This window comes from Kitasatospora sp. NPDC101447 (assembly GCF_044767225.1).
GTDB lineage: Bacteria > Actinomycetota > Actinomycetes > Streptomycetales > Streptomycetaceae > Kitasatospora.
Genome location: NZ_JBIWNL010000002.1, coordinates 26,127 through 44,068, shown reverse-complemented (window position 1 = coordinate 44,068; position 17,942 = coordinate 26,127). Strand labels below are relative to the sequence as shown.

Sequence of the window (17,942 nt, the reverse complement as noted above, 5' to 3'; positions counted from 1 at the left end):
CCCGATGACCACCGCCACCACCACGACCGCTTCCCCCGCGACCGCTTCCCCCACGACGAAGCACCGTCACCTCTCCGCCCTGCTCACCGGGCGCGGCCTGACCGGCCTCGTCCTGGTGGGCGTGGTCGCCCTCGCCGGCCTGCTCGCACCGCTGCTCACCGGTTCCGACCCGAACGCCCAGAGCGCGCTCGCCCTGGCCGGCCCGAGCACCGCCCACCCCTTCGGCACCGACGACCTCGGCCGCGACCTCTACAGCCGGGTGCTGCACGGCATCGGCACCGACCTCGCACTGATCGTCACCGCCGTCCCGGCCGGCGCGCTGCTCGGCTGCTCGGCGGCGCTGCTCGCGGCCACCTCCAGGTGGGCGGACCTCGCCGTCCAGCGCGCCTTCGACCTGCTGCTCGCCTTCCCCGGGCTGATCCTCGCCCTCGCCGTGACCGCCGTCCTCGGCCCCGGCCGCTGGCCGGTGGTGATCGTCATCGCCCTGGCCGAAGTACCGGGCTTCGGAAGGCAGTTGCGCGCAGGCATCCTGGTCCAGCGGGAACGCGAGTACGCCGTGGCGGCCCGCGTCTCAGGCGCCTCCCGCAGCCGGGTGCTGCTGCGGCACGTGCTGCCCAACGCCGTCGACCCGCTGGTCGTGCAGACCGCCGTCGCGCTCTCGCTCGGCGTGTTCATCGAGGGCGCCATGAGCTTCCTCGGCCTCGGGGTCCGCCCGCCGGAGCCCACCCTCGGCAGCATCCTCGGCCAGTCCGTCGGCTACCTCGCCACCGACCCGACCTTCGCGGCCGCCCCACTGGCCGCCACCACCGCGCTGGTGCTCGGCTTCACGCTGATCGCCGAGGCCCTGAACCGGGGGATCCGCCGATGACCACCGTGCCCGACGTGCTGCACGTCAGCGGCCTCACCGTACGGTTCGACCACACCACCGCCGTGGACGGCGTCGACTTCCGGCTCGCGGCGGGCGACACCCTCGGCATCGTCGGCGAGTCCGGCTCCGGCAAGTCCACCACCGCCCTCGCCCTGCTGCGGATGCTGCCGCCGGGCGGCCGGATCACCGCCGGTTCCGTCGAACTCGCCGGACAGGACCTCGGCGCCCTCCCCGAGGAGGCGCTGCGCACCCTGCGCGGGCGCCGGATCGCCATGGTCTTCCAGGACCCGATGTCCTCGCTCAACCCCGTCCTCACCGTCGGCAGGCAGCTGGACGAGGCGCTGCGGGCGCACGGCGAGCGTCGACCGAAGGTCGAACGCACCGCCCGGGCAGTCGAGTTGCTCGATCTGGTCGGCATCCCGGACGCCGCCGGGCGGCTGCGCGACCACCCGCACCGGTTCTCCGGCGGCCAGCGCCAGCGGATCATGATCGCCCTCGCGCTCGCCCACGACGCCGAGGTGCTGGTCGCCGACGAGCCGACGACCGCCCTCGACCCGACCGTCCAGCGGCAGATCCTCGACCTGCTCACCCGGCTCAACCAGGAGAAGGGCACCGCGCTGGTGGTGATCAGCCACGACCTCGGTGTGATCGCCCGGACCTGCCGCCGGCTCCTGGTCATGCGCCACGGCCGGGTGGTCGAGCAGGGCTCCACGGCCCGGCTCCTCAGCGAACCCCGGCACCCGTACACCCGCGAACTCCTGGCCGCCGTCCCGCGCCTGGACGAGCCCTCCCGGGCCGCCGCCAACAGCACGCCGGGTTCCCGGCCCCTGCTGACCGTCCGGGGCCTGACCAAGAGCTACGGCTCCCGGCGTCGCCCCGCCGCCGCCCTGCGGGGCGTCGACCTGGACCTCTACCCCGGTGAGACGCTCGGCCTGGTCGGCGAGTCCGGCTCCGGCAAGTCCACCCTCGCCCGGGCGCTGGTCCGGGCCCACGCGCCCTCGGCCGGCAGCATCCGCTTCCGCGGCCAGGACCCCGGCCCGCGGCCGCACCGTGAGGTCCAACTGGTCTTCCAGGACCCGTACTCCTCGCTCAACCCCCGGATGACCGCCGGGCAGATCATCGCCGAGCCGCTGATCGCCCACGGCCTCGGCGACCGCGACCGGCGCGCCGAGCGGGTCGCCGAGTTGCTGACCCAGGTCGGACTGGACCCGGCCGCGGCCGACCGCCACCCGCGCGCCTTCTCCGGCGGCCAGCGCCAACGCATCGGCATCGCCCGGGCGTTGGCTCCCGAACCGAGCGTCCTGATCTGCGACGAGCCGGTGTCCGCGCTCGACGTCTCGGTCCAGGCCCAGGTGATCGACCTGCTCGCCCGGCTCCAGCGCGAACTCGGTCTGGCCGTCCTCTTCATCGCCCACGACCTGGCCGTGGTCCGCCGGGTCAGCCACCGGATCGCCGTGATGCACCGCGGCCGGATCGTCGAGACCGGCCAGGCCGACCGCGTCGTCACCGCGCCCGAACACCCCTACACCGCCGAGCTCCTGGCCGCCGTCCCGCGGCTGGAGCCGGCCCGAGCCACCACCCGGAGCACCGCATGACCGGCACGCCGCCCGAAGCGAACCCGCACCGCCGCGACCCCTACGCCGACTTCCCCGGAACCGTCGGCCGCACCTTCCGCGAGTCCACCCCCGCCTGGCCCCGGCGGGTCCGCCCGCGCGAGGGCGCCCCCAACATCGTCGTCGTCCTGATCGACGACATGGGCTACAGCGACATCGGACCGTTCGGCGCCGAGATCCCCACCCCGAACCTGGACCGCCTCGCCGCCACCGGCGTCAAACTCGCCAACTACCACACCATGCCGCTCTGCTCGCCCGCCCGGGCGGCCCTGCTCACCGGCCTCAACCCGCACCGCGTCGGCTACTCCTTCGTCGCCAACGCCGACCCGGGGTTCCCCGGTTACGGCATGGAGGTCGCCGGGGACATCCCCACCCTGGCCGAGCTGCTGCACGACGCCGGCTACGCCACCTACGCGGTCGGCAAGTGGCACCTCACCCGCGACTCGGCCTCCAACGCGGCCGACGACCGCGCCAACTGGCCCCTGCAGAAGGGCTTCGACCAGTACTACGGCGTCCTGGAGGGCCTGACCAGCCTCTTCCACCCGCACCAACTCGTCCGCGACAACACCCCGTTGGACATCGACGAGTTCCCCGACGGCTACTACTACACCGACGACCTCACCGACCAGGCCGTCAAGATGGTCAAGTCGCTGCGCGCCCACGACGCCGACAAGCCCTTCTTCCTCTACCTCGCCCACAACGCCGTGCACGGCCCGCTCCAGGCCAAGCCCGCGGACCTCGCCCGCCACCGGGGCCGCTACGACGGCGGCTGGGACGAACTGCGCCGCAGCCGCTTCGCCCGCCAGCTCGCCGCCGGTCACTTCCCGCCCGGCACCGAACTACCCGAGCGCAACTCCGAGGCCGGGTACGAAGTCGGCGCCTGGGACGAACTCACCGACGTCCAGCAGAAGTTGTACGCCCGCTACATGGAGGTGTACGCGGCGATGGTCGACAACGTCGACCAGAACCTCGGCCGGCTCACCGACACCCTGGCCGCCCTCGGAGAACTCGACAACACCGTCATCGTGTTCACCAGCGACAACGGCGGCACCGGCGAGGGCGGCGCCGAGGGCACCCGCAGCTACTTCAGCCGCTTCGTCCACCACCCGAACCTCCCGGACGACTGGAACCCCGACGTCCGGCGCGAGATCGACCTCATCGGCGGCCCGCAGAGCCTGGTCCACTACCCGCGCGGCTGGGGGATGGCCTCCAACACCCCCTTCCGCCTCTACAAGGGCCAGACCTACGCCGGCGGCGTCCGCGTCCCCTTCGTCCTGTCCTGGCCGGCCGGACTGCCGCGCGCCGAGGGCGACGACGGCGTCCGCGCCCAGTACCAGTACGTCACCGACATCCTCCCCACCCTCCTCGAACTCGCGGGCGTGCAGAGGCCGTCGGAACGCCGGGACCGCCCCGTCCAGGAACTCGACGGCATCAGCTTCGCCACCGTCCTGCGCGACGGCGCGGCGCCCGGCACCCACCCCGAGCAGTACTGCGAGATGACCGGCAACCGCAGCTACTACCGCGACGGCTGGAAGCTGGTCACCCTGCACCGCCCCGGCGCGGAGTACGACGACGGCGAATGGGCGCTGTACGACCTCCGGACCGACCCCACCGAGATCCACGACGTCGCCGCCGACCACCCCGGCCTGGTCAAGGAGCTGTCCGCCGCCTGGGAGGCCGCCGCCTGGCGCAACGGCGTCTTCCCGCTCGCCGACGGCAGCGGCGCCCTCGCCCTGCGCGGCCCCGGGGCGGACCGCCTGCGCCGACCGGTCACCCTGCTGCCCGGCACCCCCGAGCTGGAGCGCTACCGCTCCTCCCGGCTGATCTCCTTCCGCTCCTTCACCGTCGAGGTCGCCCTCGACGGCTACCGGACGGGCGACCAGGGCGTCCTGGTGTCGCACGGCGACCAGGGCGGGGGCTACAGCCTGTACGTCGAGGACGGCCGGCTGCGCCTCGCCTACAACCAGTACGGCGACCTGCTGGAGGCCGACGGCGGACCCCTGCCGGACGGCACCCGGCTGGTCACCCTGGAGGCCACCGCGGTCGCCGACCTCAGGTGGGAGTTCCGCCTGCTCGTGGACGGCACCGAGGGCGGCCGGCTCGGCCCGGTCCACCAGCTGATCGGCATGGCGCCGTTCCAGGGCATCAGCGTCGGGATCGACCGCAAGTCGCCGGTGTCCTGGCCGGTCCACGAGCGCCACCGCTCCTTCCGCTACACCGGTGCGCTGCACGCCGTCACCTACCTGCCCGGCGAGCCGGCACCGTACGACCCGGAGACCGTCGCCCGGGCACTGCGCGAGGCGGCGGCCGCCTTCGAGTAGCGCACGCGTCCACGCACTCCGGCCGCAGTCCCCGTTCGCCCCCGGAGATCCCCCCGGCCGGGTTACCCTCGTGCCGCGCGGCGACGACCCCGCGCGACCGACCGAGGGGGGAACGGGTGATCGGGGACCTGCTGCCGGACGTCGTGGTGACCGAGGTGGCGTACGACGACCCCCCGGAGGCCCGGCTGGAGCCGGAGGAGGCGGCGGCCGTCGCCAACGCCGTCGACAAGCGGCGCCGCGAGTTCACCACCGTCCGGCACTGCGCCCGGACCGCCCTCGCCCGGCTCGGTGTCCCCTACCGCCCGCTCGTCCCGGGCCTGCGCGGCGCGCCGAGCTGGCCGGACGGCGTGATCGGCAGCCTCACCCACTGCGACGGCTTCCGGGCGGCTGCCGTGGCCCGGGCCGGCGCCCTCGCTTCCGTCGGCATCGACGCCGAACCCGCACTGCCACTGCCGGAGGGCGTCCTGGACGTCGTCGCACTACCCGTCGAGCAGAAGCGGCTCGCCGACCTGGCCGCCACCGACCCGGGCACCCCGTGGGAACGCCTGCTGTTCAGCGCCAAGGAGTCGGTGTACAAGGCGTGGTTCCCGCTGACCGGGCTCTTCCTGGAGTTCAGCGAGGCCGAACTGGACCTCTCCCCGGACGGCACCTTCACCGCCCGCCTGCTGGTCCCGGGCCCGGTGGTCGGCGGGCGCCGGCTGCCGGGATTCGACGGCCGCTGGACCGTCCGGGACGGCCTGCTCGCCACCGCCATCGCCGTGGACCCGGCGCAGTAGCAGGAGCGGCAGCGACCGCAGCCTCGTCCGGAGCAACGGCGGTCGTCGCGGCGGCCGCCGATCATCGCACCCGCCGTTCACCACCCGGGCCTATCCTCGACCCCGTGACGGTGACCTACGTGATCGACGGCAGCAGGATCGGCTCCCTGGAGGACTTCTGGGACGTCGTCGGGCAGGAGATCGGCGTGGACGGCTACTTCGGCCGCAACCTCGACGCCTTCGCCGACTGCCTGCGCGGCGGCTTCGGCACGCCCGAGGACGGCGACTGGCTCATCGAGTGGCGCGACCACGAGGCCTCCCGCCGCAGGCTCGGGTACCCGGAGACGGTCCGCCAGCTGGAGCTGCGGCTGGGCCGTTGCCACCCCACCAACCGCGAGTGGGTCGGCACCGAGCTGGCCGCCGCCCGGGCGGGCGAGGGGCCGACGGTCTTCGACTGGCTGGTGCGGATCATCGAGGAGGAGCACCCGGGCGGCCTCCGGCTGGTGTAGCGCGCCCAAGGGCCGACGCGGCCGGCCTGGCGCCGCACGCCCGAAGGCCGACGCGACCCGCCTGGCGCCGCGCTCCCGAAGGCCGGCCGGTCCGGGCCCCGGGCCTACAGCACGTCCGAGAGCCGGACGAAGCGCCGTCCCGCCGCCAGCATCCCCGGCAGCGCCGCCGCCACCCCGGGCGCGGTCCCGCCGCCCGGGTGGTTCATGTGGCCGATCACGATCGCGCCCGGCCCGGCCGACCCGACCTCCTGCCGCACCTGGGCGGCGCTGAGCGTCGCGCCGCCGTCCCCGTTCACGGTGAAGCCGGCCACCCGTTGGCCCAGGTCGGCGACCACCCGGGTGGCGACGTCGTCGTAGTGCGCGGTGCCGGAGCGGAAGAAGCGGGGCGGGTGCCCGAGCAGCCCGGTGAGTTTGCGCGCGTTGCCCGCGACCTCGTCGTAGACCTCGCCGACGTCGCCGGTGCCGGCGATCCCGTAGGCGGAGCGGCCGGTGACCGAGAGGGGGCGGTGGACGGTGCCGTGGTTGCCGATCTCGAACAGCGGGTCGGCGGCGAGCTGCTCGAACTCGTCCGGGTTGGCGTCGATCCAGCGGGCGTTCAGGAAGAGCGTGGCCGGGACGGCGTTCGCCCGCAGGAAGTCGATCAGGTCGGCGTCGTAGCCGTTGCCACCGGGGCCGCCGCAGGCGTCGAAGGTGAGGGCCGTCGCGCGCTCGCCGTCGGGCAGCTCGGTGATCACCCCGGCGACCTCCAGGCCCCAGTCCGTCGGGGCCACGGCGGCGTACCGGTCCACCGTCTCCGCCCGGGTCGGTTCCTTCACCGGAGCCGGGGTGGGCGCGGGAGTCGCCGCGGCGTCGGCCGTCGCGGTGGCCGTGGCGGTCTCGGCGGGCACGGCGGTCGCCGGATCCTGGGTCGGTGCGGCGCTCGCCGCCGAGGATATGCCGCCCACCGTGGCGTCCGCCGCCCCCGGAGCGGAGACTGACGACGGGGCCGCCCCGGCGTGCGAGGTCGGCGCCGGCCTGGCCCGGCACCCCGTCAGTACGCCTCCGGCCACTACCACGAGCAGCGTCCGCCGACTCAGCGCCACGCCAGCCTCCCTGTCCATTCCATCCGGATATCCACCGATTACATGACTATGAACCGACCATTCGTCACTCCCCGCAACTCGCCCCCGGCCCCCGCCCGCCCCCTCTTCACCGACCCGCCCCGCCCCCGTGGGCCCCGACTCACCCCGGAATCACCCCCGGTTCACTCACCCGGGTAGGCACGCGAGCGACCCGACCCGACCCGACCCGGAGACCTCGATGCCGACCGAACCCAGCACACCCCGCCCCGCCCGCCGGGACCTGCTCCGCACCGGCCTGGCCACCGGCGCCGCCACCGCCCTCGGCCTCGCCGCCACGACCGGCGAGGCCACCGCCGCCCCGGCCGCGCCCGCCGCCACACCCCCCGATCGCACCCTCACCCTCACCGGCCATCTCCCCACCGGCGCCCCCGACTTCGTCTACCTCCCGGTCGAAGTCCCCGAGGGCGTCCGGGAGATCGCCGTCTCGTACGGCTACGACAAGCCCCCGGTCCCGGCCGGCACCCCCGGCAACTCCTGCGACATCGGCATCTTCGACGAACGCGGCACCGACCTCGGCGGCCCCGGCTTCCGCGGCTGGTCCGGCGGCTTCCGCACCGAGTTCAGCCTCTCCTGCTCCGCCGCGACCCCCGGCTACCTCCCCGGCCCGATCGGCCCCGGCACCTGGCACGTCGTCCTCGGCCCGTACCAGGTCGCCCCGCAGGGCCTGGACTACCACGTCGAGGTCACCCTCAGGTTCGGCGCGCCCGGCCCGCAGTTCACCCCGCACTACCCGGCCGAGCGGGCCCGCGGCCGCGGCCGCGCCTGGTACCGGGGCGACTGCCACCTGCACACCGTCCACTCCGACGGACGGCGCCTCCCCGAGGAGGTCGCGGCCGGGGCGCGCGCGGCCGGCCTGGACTTCATCGTCTCCACCGACCACAACACCAGCTCCTCGCACGCCGTATGGGGCCCGCTGGCCGGCCCGGACCTGCTGATCGTCCCGGGCGAGGAGATCACCACCCGCAACGGCCACTGGCTGGCCCTCGGCCTGGAGGCCGGCCAGTTCGTCGACTGGCGCTACCGCTCGCGCGACGAGGAGTTCCCGCGCTTCGTCCGCCAGGTCCACCGCTCCGGCGGCCTGGTGGTGCCCGCGCACCCGTACTGCCCGTACGTCGCCTGCCAGTGGAAGTTCGGCTACGAGCAGGCCGACGCCGTCGAGGTGTGGAACGGCCCCTGGACGTACGACGACGAGTCCGCGGTGGACACCTGGGACGGCCGGCTCGCCGTCGCCCTGCGCGAGGGCCGCTCCTGGCTGCCCGCCCTGGGCAACAGCGACGCGCACAGCGAGCCGCAGGTGATCGGCTCCCCGCACAACGTGGTGCTCGCGGAGGACCTCACCCGGGACGCCGTCCTCGACGGGCTGCGCGACGGCCGCAGCTGGATCGCCGAATCCGGCGCCGTCCGGCTGGAGTTCACCGTGACCGGGCACGGCCGGCAGGCGGGCATCGGCGAGGAGCTGACCGTCCCGGCCGACGCGCCCGTGGACGTCACGCTCACCGTCTCCGGGGTGCCCGGCGGGACGGTCCGGCTGATCACCGACGAGGGGCAGATGCACCAGGAGTCGCTGCCGGCCGGCGGCTCCGGCACGGTGGTGTGGCGCACCACGGCCTCGCTCGCCGCGTACGTCCGGGCCGAGGTGCGCCACCCGAAGCCGGACGGCACCCCGGGCAAGGGCAACGCGATGGGCCCGGACCTGCCGTGGGGCCCGATGGCGGCGCTCACCAACCCGATCATCCTGCGCGCAGAGGGGAACTAGAACGGACACCGGGCGGTCACCGAGCGCTCACCGGGCGGTCACCGAGCGACCGCGGCCACCCGTCCGTAGGCCGGGTGGGGGACGACTCGGGGCACCCGTTTGGACTAGGTTGATCCCCGAGACGCATCAGTCGTAGGGACGAGGCGGTCGGCTGTCCGGATATGTGCCGACCAGCCCCTTCGCACTCCGACCGCCTCGCCCCGGCTACCCGACCGTCCCCGGCCCGCGAAGGGATCAGCAGCTGTGAACCGTACGACCGTAGGTGGGCCGGAGCTCGGGGGCGGCCGGGGCGCCGGGGGCGTCCTGGTCCTCGTCGACCCGTCCGGGGCCGGGAACAGCCCGGTCGCGGAGCTGCTCGCACAGGAGCTGCACCCGAGCGTCCACCTGCGGACGGACGACTTCCTGCGGGTCATCCGCAGCGGCCGGCTCCCGCCCCACCTGCCGGAGGCCGGCCGCCAGAACGCCACCGCCCTGGCCGCCGCCGCGCAGGCCGCCTTCGCGTACGCGACCCGCGGCTACCAGGTCGTCGTGGAGTCCCCGGCCGTCCCGGCCGGGCTGGACACCTTCCGCCGCGAGAGCCGCGCCACCGGCTCCGCCCTGCACTACGTCGTCCTCCACGAGGGACCGGCCGGGGACGGCGGCTCGCACACCCTCGACACCGCCGACCTCACCCACGAGACCGTCGCCAAGTCCGTCCTCACCGCCCTCACCCGCTGCACCCACCTCCTCGGCTGGTAGCGGGCCCCGCCGAAGCCGCCGAGGGCTACGCCCCCACCACGCCGTCGATCGCCTCGCGCAGGAAGTCGGCGTGCCCGTTGTGCCGGGCGTACTCGTGGATCAGGTGCAGCATCACCAGCCGCAGTGACACCTCGGTGTCCCACCGGGGCTGGAAGCCGGTGACGTCGAGGTTCTCGGCGGCGAGCTCGATCCGGCGGGAGTGCTCGACCTCGGTCCGCCAGGCGGTGAAGGCCTCGGCCCGGGTGGCGCCGGTGGCGTCGTACGCGGCCTGGTAGTCGCCCTCGGCGGACCAGACCAGCGGGACGTCCTCGCCGTCGATCACCCGGCGGAACCAGGTGCGCTCGACCTCGGCCATGTGCCGCACCAGCCCGAGCAGGGTCAGGGTGGACGGCGGGCTGGCGCGCTGCCGCAGCTGCTCGTCGCTCAGGCCCTCGCACTTCAGGGCGAGGGTCGCCCGGTGGAAGTCCAGGAAGCCGCGCAGCATCTCGCGTTCGCCGCCGGTCAGCGGCGGTGCGGGGCGTTCGTCGGGGACGTTCACGGTGTCGTTCTCCTCAGGTCCGGTCGGGATCTCGTCAAGGCCGCGGAGCCGTGGCCGCAGGGCCGAGACCCGGGGCCGAGGGATCAAGGCCCCGGCGTCGAGGCCGCAGGAATCCTCGCGGACTGTAGCGAACCCGCCGCCCCGCCCGGCATTAATTTTTTTCCGCCGCCTGTCACATCCGGCCGCCCTGCGGTGTCTTCATGCCCGAACGAGCCACCACACAGGGAGGAAACCCCATGGCACTCCGTCTGCCGAAGGCCCAGCTGCCCGCCGAACTCGGCGAGACCATGGTCAAGGCGTTCGGCGCCGTCTTCGAGCCCACCGAGGTCCTCTGGCACAACCCGGAGGTCGCCGTCTCGAACCAGGAGTTCGCGGGGCGGATCGCAGCCTGGCACGCGCTCGACGAGAGCCTCAAGTCCTTCGCCCACATGGCCGTGGCCTCGCTGGTCGGCTGCAGCTGGTGCCTGGACATCAACTACTTCCAGGCGCAGAACCAGGGCCTGGACCTCGCCAAGGCGAGCCGGGTGCCGGACTGGCGGGCCTCGGACGTGTTCACCCCGCTGGAGCGGGACGTGATGGCGTACGCCGAGGCGATGTCCGTCACGCCGCCCACCGTCACCGACGAGCAGTACGGGGATCTGCTCGACGTCCTCGGCCCGGCGGCGATGGTCGAACTCACCGCCTACGTCGCCTTCGTCAACATGGCCGCCCGGAGCAACATCGCCAACGGCGTCTCCTCGCAGGGCTTCTCCGACTCCTGCGCGGTCCCGCTCGCCGGGCGCCCCGCCACCGGAGGGCGCCCGGCATGACCGGGGCCCCGACCGGCGATCCGTTCGTCACCCACCGCAGACCCGGCTCGACCGGCCGACGGCCCTCAGCCGCTGACCACCCCGCGGCAACCGGCCCCGCCCGGTAGCCGCCCCCGGTCGCGCGGCGGTGTTCCGAGCCCCCTCGCAACACCGCCGCGCCCCTTTCCCACCGGACACACCCGTCCATCACGTACCGTGTTCGGGCAACCACCGGTTTGGGTACGTACCTCGGCGCGTCCGACGGCCGGGCGCCCACCGAGCAGGAGACCCAGCGGCCCATGGACCACAACCGCATCCCCCCGACCGTACGGCAGACCTACGGCGCCGGCGATCTGTCCAAAGCAGCCAGCTTCGCAGGAGGGTTCATCAACTTCGGCGACTGGCACGGCATCGACCTCACCGCCCTCACCCCCGAGGACCGGGTGCACAGTCAGGAGCAGCTCTACCGGCGGGTGTTGCGGGCCCTGCCCGAGCCGCACGAACGGCTGCGCCTGGCGGAGGTCGGCTGCGGTCGCGGCCTGGGCGCGGCCCTCGCCCTGCGCGAGTTCCGCTTCGCGGCCGTCACCGGCGTCGACATCCACCCCGACCAGGTCGAACGCGCCCGCGCCGTCAACGCCAAGGCGCTGGCCACCTACCCCGACCGGCTCGGCTACACCATCGGCGCGGCCGACGAACTCCCCTTCGCCGACGCCTCCCTGGACGGCCTGTACTCCGTCGAGGCCGCCCAGCACTTCCGCGAACTGACCGGCTTCGCCCACGAGGCCGCCCGCGTCCTCCGCCCCGGCGGCCGGCTCGCCGTCACCACCTTCTTCGCCGCCGAGGGCCCCGAGATCGCCGAACGGCTCAGCATCCTCCTCGCCAGCTTCGCCGACGGCCTCGACGTCCCGCACACCCTCGCGGGCTTCACCACCGACCTCGCCGGGGCCGGCTTCACCAGCGTCCGCGCCGAGTCCATCGGCCCGGACGTCTGGCCCGGCCTCGACCGCTACCTCACCGACACCGTCCCGCCCGGCCACTGGACCCGCAACTTCCTCCCCGCCTGGCGCAACGGCCTGCTCGACTACCACCTGGTCACGGCCACCCGCCCCTGAACCCACGCGATTCGGTGCCGGCCCACAGCCGGCCGCGGCCCGTCCCCTCCCCGGGGGACGGGCCGCGGCGTGCCCGGGCTCAGGCGGTGGCGAGCGAGACCTCGGTCGACTTGATCAGGGCCACGACGGCGCGGCCCTCCGCCAGGTCGAGATCGGCGCAGGCGTCCGCGGTGATCGCCGCGGTCAGCTCGCCGCCGTCCACGGCGACCTTCACACCGGCCATCGCGGCTCCGCTGGTCACGGCGGAGACGGTGCCGGGGAGCTGGTTACGGATGCTCAGGCCCTCGACGGGGCCGGTGGCCAGGGCGACCTCGGTCGACTTCACCAGGGCCCGCACCCGGCTGCCCTCGTGCAGGCCGAGGTCCTTGACCGCGTCCCGGGTGACCGCAGCGGTGAGATCGCGGCCGCCGTCCAGCCGGAGCCTGACGGTGGCCATCACCTCGCCCTCGGCCACGGACGTGACCGTGCCGGACAGCTGGTTGCGGATGCTCAGACTCATGACGGGTACCTCGATCTCGGGTCGTCGGGCTGTTCCACGGGGTCCGGTCGCGCACCTCCACCGTAGTCGGGGGAAACCGCAGCTCACAGCAGTCGGCGTGGCGCCGGGCAGCTGCCAGGACAGATCGCCGGACACCCTCGCAGCTGCGCTCGGCCCCCGCGGGCCGGGCCCGTCGGCCCGCCCCGCGGCGGCGTCCCGCCTCAGCCCCGACGGACGACCGCCAGCCGGGTCGGGGCCGCACCGCGCCACCAGGTGGGGTCGGCGCTGCCGTCGGTGGTGCGGCCGTCGCGATGGACGTAGTGGCGCACGTCGCGGCCCGGCTCGGCGAATCGGCCGGCGAGGGCGCGCTCCAGCCACTCGGCGCCGAACCGGAACGCCTCGGCCGCCACGCCGCCGAGCGGATGGAACTCGTCCTCGTAGACCCGCAGTTCCTTCGGCGCCCGGATCCGCTCGAAGCTCTCGATCGCCTGGCCGAGGTCGGTGAGCTCGTCGAACTCGCCGATGCCGTACAGCACCGGGCAGGTGATGTCGGCGACCAGGTCGCCGAGCGGCATCTGCCGGGCGAGGTCGCGATCGAAGGCCGCCTCGTCGGTGTACCCGGCCATGTACATGTAGTTGTTCTTGAAGGTGGGCTGGGCGCGCTCGAAGATGGTCGCGAAGTCGCCGGTGACGGCCTCGAACGCGGCGAGCGCGGCCAGGCGCCCGTCGGTGGCGGCCGCCCGGGAGCCCCAGTAGCCGCTCATCGAGATGCCGAACATGCCGATCCGGGTCTCGTCGACCTCCGGGAGCCCGGCCAGGTGGTCGAGGTAACGGCCGATCGCCCGCTCGTAGTTGGTCAGATCGACGGTGAGCCCGCCAGCCCGGCTCTCGCCCTGGCCGGGCCCCTCGACGGACAGCGCGACCATCCCGCGGGAGGTGTAGTACCGCTCGGCCGCCCAGATGTAGTCCTCCTTGATCATGTCCATACCCGGGCCGAGGATGACGGCCGGCGCGTTCTCCACGGGGCCGGCGGGCAGGTGCAACAGGGCGTGGATCGTGGAGCCCTCGAAGTCCAGCTCCACCCGCCGCACCCGGCCGTCGCGCAGCGCGCCCAGCCGGGCCACGCAGTGGTCGGCGCGCTCACGCATGGCCGCCTTGCGCGGGTCGGCCGCGTCGAAGATCGAGTACTGCGCGCGGCCCCACATCACCGCGGCCCGCAGGTAGAGGTCGGCGGCGGTCTGCGAGAAACCGCCGCGCTCGTGGTGAGCGGCCCTCTCCTCGGCCTGGCCGGCCACCGTCGCCCACGCCTTGGGCAGCATCGCACCGCTGCGGACCAGCGCGAAGACCTTCGCGAAGTCGGTGTGGTCGTGGCCGAGCTGCTCCATGGTCCCGACGGCCTCGGGGTGCAGCGCATCGAATCCACCCTGAGCGAGGGCGATGTCCAGGGCCCAGCTCTGGCCGGTCGAACGGACGGTCATGAAGGTCTCCTTCTGGGATCGGAGCAAGTAGCTAAGTACTTAATTTGTAAGTACTTAGCTATTAAGTACTTAGACTAAGCTGTTGTCAACCCACCACGGAGGACCGACCATGGCCGACCGGCCGCCCGCCCCCGAGCGCGCACAGGCGCTGGACCGCCTGGCCCGCGCCGCCTACCGACTCAGTGCCTCCGACGCCCGCCTGCGCGGTCGCGCCACCCGCACCCCCGGGGCCCTCTCACTCACCCACGCCCGTGCCCTGCGCACGCTGGCCGACCAGGGCCCGTTGACCATCAGCGCACTCGCCGCGGGCACCGAGACCACCGGAGCCGCCACCACCCAACTGGTCAACGGCCTGGTCGCGGCCGGGTACGTCACCCGCACCCGCCCGCCGGAGGACAAGCGCTCCGTCGTGGTCGCGCTCACCGACGACGGGCGCGAGCGGCACCGACAGCGCCAGGAAGCACTCACCGAGGCCCTGCACGCCGACCTCGCCGACTACGACGCCGACGACCTCGACCGCGCCACCGAGGTCCTGCACCGGCTGTCCGCCGTCTACGACCGACTCTGACGGGAGCCCCGACGGAGCCGACTCCGACGGGGCCCGGCCCTGCACGGCGTCACGCCCGGAGGAACTCCAGCACCGCCAGCACCCGGTGCCCGAACCGCGCCAGCAGGCCGACCAGCCCTTCGCGCAGCAGCACGCCGTCCTCGGCGACCACCACCCGCGGGCCCTCCGCCGGGCGGACTGCCGACCGTCAGTGTGCCGTCCACGACGGCGATCCGGTCGGCCGGCCCGGTCAGTCCGGTCCCGCGCTCCGGGCCGGCGCCGCCGCGCGCCGACCCCGAACGCGTCGGGCCGGCAGCGCCGACGCGCAGGCTCAGCCGACCCCGGCCCCGGCCCCCGCCCGCTTCGCCGGCTCGCCCACGGGGACAGCGGGCGCAGCGGCCGACATACCGGGAGCAGCGGCAGTCGCACCGGACGCCGTCGAGCCGGCCAGCGCCGCCAGCCGGCGCAGGCTGGCCCGGCGCTGGAGCGCGCCGAGGCCGACGGTCGCGGCGCCGAGGCCCACCCAGCCGACCGGTCCGGCCGCCATCACCACCCCGGTCAGCAGCAGCGGGCCCACCGACTTCTGCACCGACTGGGACATCCCCGCCACCCCCAGGTAGGAGGCCCGGGCCCCCGGCGGCGCCAGGACGACCGCCAGCTCCCAGGAGCTCACCGACCGCATCAGCTCCGCCAGGGTGACCAGCATCGCCGCGGCCAGCAGCGCGATCGAGGCGGTCCACGGCCCGCCGCCGGTGGCGAGCACGATCAGCAGGCAGCTGCCGAACAGCGTCACCCCGTACCAGCCCACCGCTGCGGCCGCCCCGCGCGGGCCCTCCGCCACTGCCGAGACGCGCAGCTGCAGCAGCACCACGAGCACCGTGTTGAGGACCAGGAAGACCGGCACGACGGCGCGCGGCGCGTCGGTGTGGTGGACGAGCCAGAGCGGCAGGCCGACGTTGAGGATCGAGTCGTCCAGGTTCAGCGGCATGTCCAGCAGGACGAACAGCAGGTAGCCGCGGTCGCGCCAGGGGCTCGGCGCGGCGGACGGGACCGCGGCCGGCTCCGCACCGGAGGCCGCCGTCACCAGGCCGCGTCCGGCGGGCTCCCGGGTGCGCCAGACCAGGACGGCGGCCAGGACGAAGGAGAGTCCGTTGGCCAGGATCAGCGTGCGGTAGGCGGCCGTGGTGCCCACCGCGAGGCCGATCGCCGAGATGCCCGCGCCGAGCGCGTACCCGGCGTTGGCCACGCTGCGGAACAGCGCCTGGTAGGTGGCGCGCCGCTCGCCCGCGACCCGGGTGGCGAACAGCATCTCCAGGGTCTTGGCGGCCCGCTCGGCCAGGCAGGTCAGGGCGACCACGGGGAGCAGCGCGCCGAAGTCGTCGACCACCAGCAGCAGGCCCATGGTCCCCAACCGCAGCAGGTGGCACCCGATCAGCAGCCACCGCACCGACACCCGTTCGGCCGCCCGGCCGGCCAGCGGGGAGCCGGCGATCCCGGCCACCGCGCCCACTCCCAGCAGCAGGCCGAGCTGCCGGGCGTCCATCCCGCAGACGTAGGTGAAGTAGAGCACCGAGGCCGCCGCCCACACCCCGGTCCCGGTCCGGTCGACGCACTGCGCCAGCAGCATGGTGCGCGCATCCCGGCCGCCCGGAGGCTTCCGCAGCTGCGCGATCAGTCCGTTCCCCCGCATGGCAGGCCCCCGTTTGCATGATCGACATCAATCTCGACATCAAGATACTTCACATCAAGACAATCAGGGAACCCCCTCCCCCGGCCGGCCGCGCCCTCGACGCGCCGCGAGCCGTGCGCCACACTCTCCCCAGCAGCACCCGCGCTCCCAACGCACCGGCACGACGCCATGACCACCGCACTACGGAGAGCACACGGTGAGCACACGTCAACCGCTGGAGATCGCCTTCTCGTCCGGACGGGCCGGGTCCGGACCCGCCACCTGGGGCCAACACGCCATCTGGGACGCCGTCCGCCGGCTCGCCCCGGCGGACGCGCCGCGCTACAACATCACCACCGCCGCGCCACTGGACCCGGGGCTGCCACTGCCCGTCGTCCTGGGCGCACTGGAACAGCTGCTGCACCTGCACGACTCGCTGCACACCCGACTGCTCCCGGACGAGGACGGCCGACTGCGCCAAGTCCTCGACCCCGAAGGCACGTTGAAGGTCGAGGTGCGGTCCGCCACCCCGACCGAAGGCCCGGCGGACCTCGGCGCCCGCCTGCACGAGGAACTTGCTGCCCGCCCCTTCGACACCGCCACCCGGTGGCCGATCCGGGTCGGCGTGGTCGTGGCGGACGGCCTGGCCCGGCACATCAGCCTGGTGCTCTCCCACACGGCCGTGGACGGCTCCGGGATGAGCCGGCTGGTCGCGGACCTCACCGCACTCAGCCTCGGCCACTCGCCCGAGCAGCTGGCAGGGCTCCGCGAACCGGCCCGACAGCCGCTGCAGGAAGCCGAGTTCCAGCTCTCGGAACGCGGAGTCCGACGGGACACGGCGGCCCGCAAGCAGTTCGTCCGCAAGCTGCGCCTGGGCCCGCCCCGGCTGTTCCCGCCGACCGGCGGAACCCCCGCCGCCGACGCCCCCGCCGCCGACGCCCCCGCCCGCTTCCCGAACGCCGTGCTCCGCTCCCCCGCCCTGGCCCGGGCGGTCGAGCAGGTGGCCGCGGCCCACCGGGTGAGCACGTCCTCCGTGCTGCTCGCCGCGGTCGCCACGATGACCGCCGAACTCGCCGGCCGGACGGAGGTCGTGCTGAACGTGGTCGTCAACAACCGCTTCCTGCCCGAGCTGGCCAACGCGGTCGGCGTGGTCGCGGGCGACGGACTGTTCCATCTCCCCGACACCACGGGCGAGTTCGGCGAGGTGGTGCGCCGCACCCACGCGGCCGCGATCGGCACCTACCGCCACGCCTACTTCGACAAGCTCGCCCTGGCCGCGGAGGTCGACCGGCTCACCACCGAGGGCGTCGAACTCGCCGACCGCTCCTGCGTGTTCAACGACACCCGCGAGCTACTGCCCGCGGCACCCGACCCCGGCCACGACCGGACCACCCTCACCTGGCCGGTGGAGTTCGAGCCGCGCCCCGGCCTGACCTACGCCCTGGACGCCCTGCAGTCCCCCGAGGCACTCAGCCTCGCCATGACGGCGGACCCTTCGGTCATCCCGCGCCCGGCGATGGAGCGGTTCCTCCACGGCATGGAAGAGTTGGTCCTCACTGAGGCCGTCACGGTGGCCGCGACGACCACGGCCCCGCCGACCACCCCGCCGACCAACCCGCCGAGCACCGGGGAGGCCGCCGGCGCTTGAACC

General features: G+C 74.1%; 16 protein-coding genes and 1 pseudogene. 11 read left to right on the top strand and 6 right to left on the bottom strand.

The window, feature by feature from the left end; translation table 11 throughout:
• Positions 1–4: 4 nt before the first annotated feature.
• The 5 genes from ACIRST_RS02785 to ACIRST_RS02765 all read left to right on the top strand — a co-directional run bounded on the left by ACIRST_RS02785 (position 5) and on the right by ACIRST_RS02765 (position 6,066).
• Positions 5–868 (top strand): ABC transporter permease, encoded by an 864-nt coding sequence (locus ACIRST_RS02785; protein ID WP_402799446.1) that lies wholly within the window; start codon positions 5–7, stop codon positions 866–868.
• A complete protein-coding gene (locus ACIRST_RS02780; protein WP_402799444.1) occupies positions 865–2,463 on the top strand; it encodes a dipeptide ABC transporter ATP-binding protein in 1,599 nt (532 codons plus the stop codon). The genes ACIRST_RS02785 and ACIRST_RS02780 overlap by 4 nt, the downstream gene beginning before the upstream one ends.
• Positions 2,460–4,802 (top strand): arylsulfatase, encoded by a 2,343-nt coding sequence (locus ACIRST_RS02775; RefSeq protein ID WP_402799443.1) that lies wholly within the window; start codon positions 2,460–2,462, stop codon positions 4,800–4,802. The genes ACIRST_RS02780 and ACIRST_RS02775 overlap by 4 nt, the downstream gene beginning before the upstream one ends.
• A 116-nt stretch (positions 4,803–4,918) precedes the next feature.
• A complete protein-coding gene (locus tag ACIRST_RS02770) occupies positions 4,919–5,578 on the top strand; it encodes a 4'-phosphopantetheinyl transferase (RefSeq protein WP_402799441.1) in 660 nt (219 codons plus the stop codon).
• Positions 5,579–5,682: 104 nt separating this feature from the next.
• Positions 5,683–6,066, top strand: coding sequence for a barstar family protein (locus tag ACIRST_RS02765; RefSeq protein ID WP_402799440.1), 384 nt, complete (start codon positions 5,683–5,685; stop codon positions 6,064–6,066).
• Between the two features lie 104 nt (positions 6,067–6,170).
• Here the strand turns inward: ACIRST_RS02765 and ACIRST_RS02760 are convergent, their stop codons facing one another.
• On the bottom strand, positions 6,171–7,010 hold the full coding sequence (locus ACIRST_RS02760; protein ID WP_350522060.1) for a polysaccharide deacetylase family protein: 840 nt from the start codon (positions 7,008–7,010) through the stop codon (positions 6,171–6,173).
• A 355-nt stretch (positions 7,011–7,365) separates the two neighbouring features.
• Between ACIRST_RS02760 and ACIRST_RS02755 the strand changes: the two genes are divergently transcribed.
• Together ACIRST_RS02755 and ACIRST_RS02750 are read left to right on the top strand one after the other, a co-directional pair.
• Positions 7,366–8,943 (top strand): CehA/McbA family metallohydrolase, encoded by a 1,578-nt coding sequence (locus ACIRST_RS02755; protein ID WP_402799438.1) that lies wholly within the window; start codon positions 7,366–7,368, stop codon positions 8,941–8,943.
• A gap of 243 nt (positions 8,944–9,186) precedes the next feature.
• Positions 9,187–9,681 (top strand): hypothetical protein, encoded by a 495-nt coding sequence (locus ACIRST_RS02750; RefSeq protein ID WP_402799436.1) that lies wholly within the window; start codon positions 9,187–9,189, stop codon positions 9,679–9,681.
• A 25-nt stretch (positions 9,682–9,706) separates the two neighbouring features.
• Here ACIRST_RS02750 and ACIRST_RS02745 read toward each other — a convergent pair whose 3' ends face one another.
• A complete protein-coding gene (locus ACIRST_RS02745; protein ID WP_350522092.1) occupies positions 9,707–10,165 on the bottom strand; it encodes a DinB family protein in 459 nt (152 codons plus the stop codon).
• A 290-nt stretch (positions 10,166–10,455) separates the two neighbouring features.
• Between ACIRST_RS02745 and ACIRST_RS02740 the strand changes: the two genes are divergently transcribed.
• Positions 10,456–11,028 carry a carboxymuconolactone decarboxylase family protein gene (locus tag ACIRST_RS02740; RefSeq protein ID WP_402799433.1) on the top strand — a complete coding sequence of 191 codons (573 nt, stop codon included), beginning with the start codon at positions 10,456–10,458 and terminating at the stop codon, positions 11,026–11,028.
• A 278-nt stretch (positions 11,029–11,306) separates the two neighbouring features.
• Complete coding sequence (locus tag ACIRST_RS02735) at positions 11,307–12,119, top strand: class I SAM-dependent methyltransferase (protein ID WP_350522064.1); 813 nt, start codon at positions 11,307–11,309, stop codon at positions 12,117–12,119.
• A gap of 79 nt (positions 12,120–12,198) precedes the next feature.
• Here the strand turns inward: ACIRST_RS02735 and ACIRST_RS02730 are convergent, their stop codons facing one another.
• Both ACIRST_RS02730 and ACIRST_RS02725 read right to left on the bottom strand, forming a co-directional pair.
• On the bottom strand, positions 12,199–12,618 hold the full coding sequence (locus ACIRST_RS02730; RefSeq protein WP_350522065.1) for a TOBE domain-containing protein: 420 nt from the start codon (positions 12,616–12,618) through the stop codon (positions 12,199–12,201).
• Positions 12,619–12,818: 200 nt separating this feature from the next.
• Complete coding sequence (locus ACIRST_RS02725) at positions 12,819–14,075, bottom strand: alpha/beta hydrolase (protein WP_350522066.1); 1,257 nt, start codon at positions 14,073–14,075, stop codon at positions 12,819–12,821.
• An 82-nt stretch (positions 14,076–14,157) separates the two neighbouring features.
• On the opposite strand from ACIRST_RS02725, the gene ACIRST_RS02720 reads away from it, so the two are divergent.
• Entirely contained in the window at positions 14,158–14,643 is a 486-nt protein-coding gene (locus ACIRST_RS02720; protein ID WP_350522067.1) for a MarR family transcriptional regulator, read from the top strand.
• Between the two features lie 67 nt (positions 14,644–14,710).
• Here the strand turns inward: ACIRST_RS02720 and ACIRST_RS02715 are convergent.
• Together ACIRST_RS02715 and ACIRST_RS02710 are read right to left on the bottom strand one after the other, a co-directional pair.
• Positions 14,711–14,797 (bottom strand): annotated as a pseudogene (locus tag ACIRST_RS02715) (DNA-binding response regulator); the annotation flags it as partial.
• Between the two features lie 156 nt (positions 14,798–14,953).
• Positions 14,954–16,312, bottom strand: coding sequence for an MFS transporter (locus ACIRST_RS02710; RefSeq protein WP_402799429.1), 1,359 nt, complete (start codon positions 16,310–16,312; stop codon positions 14,954–14,956).
• A 196-nt stretch (positions 16,313–16,508) separates the two neighbouring features.
• Here ACIRST_RS02710 and ACIRST_RS02705 point away from each other — a divergent pair, with 196 nt between their 5' ends.
• On the top strand, positions 16,509–17,939 hold the full coding sequence (locus tag ACIRST_RS02705) for a condensation domain-containing protein (RefSeq protein ID WP_402799427.1): 1,431 nt from the start codon (positions 16,509–16,511) through the stop codon (positions 17,937–17,939).
• Positions 17,940–17,942: the final 3 nt, after the last annotated feature.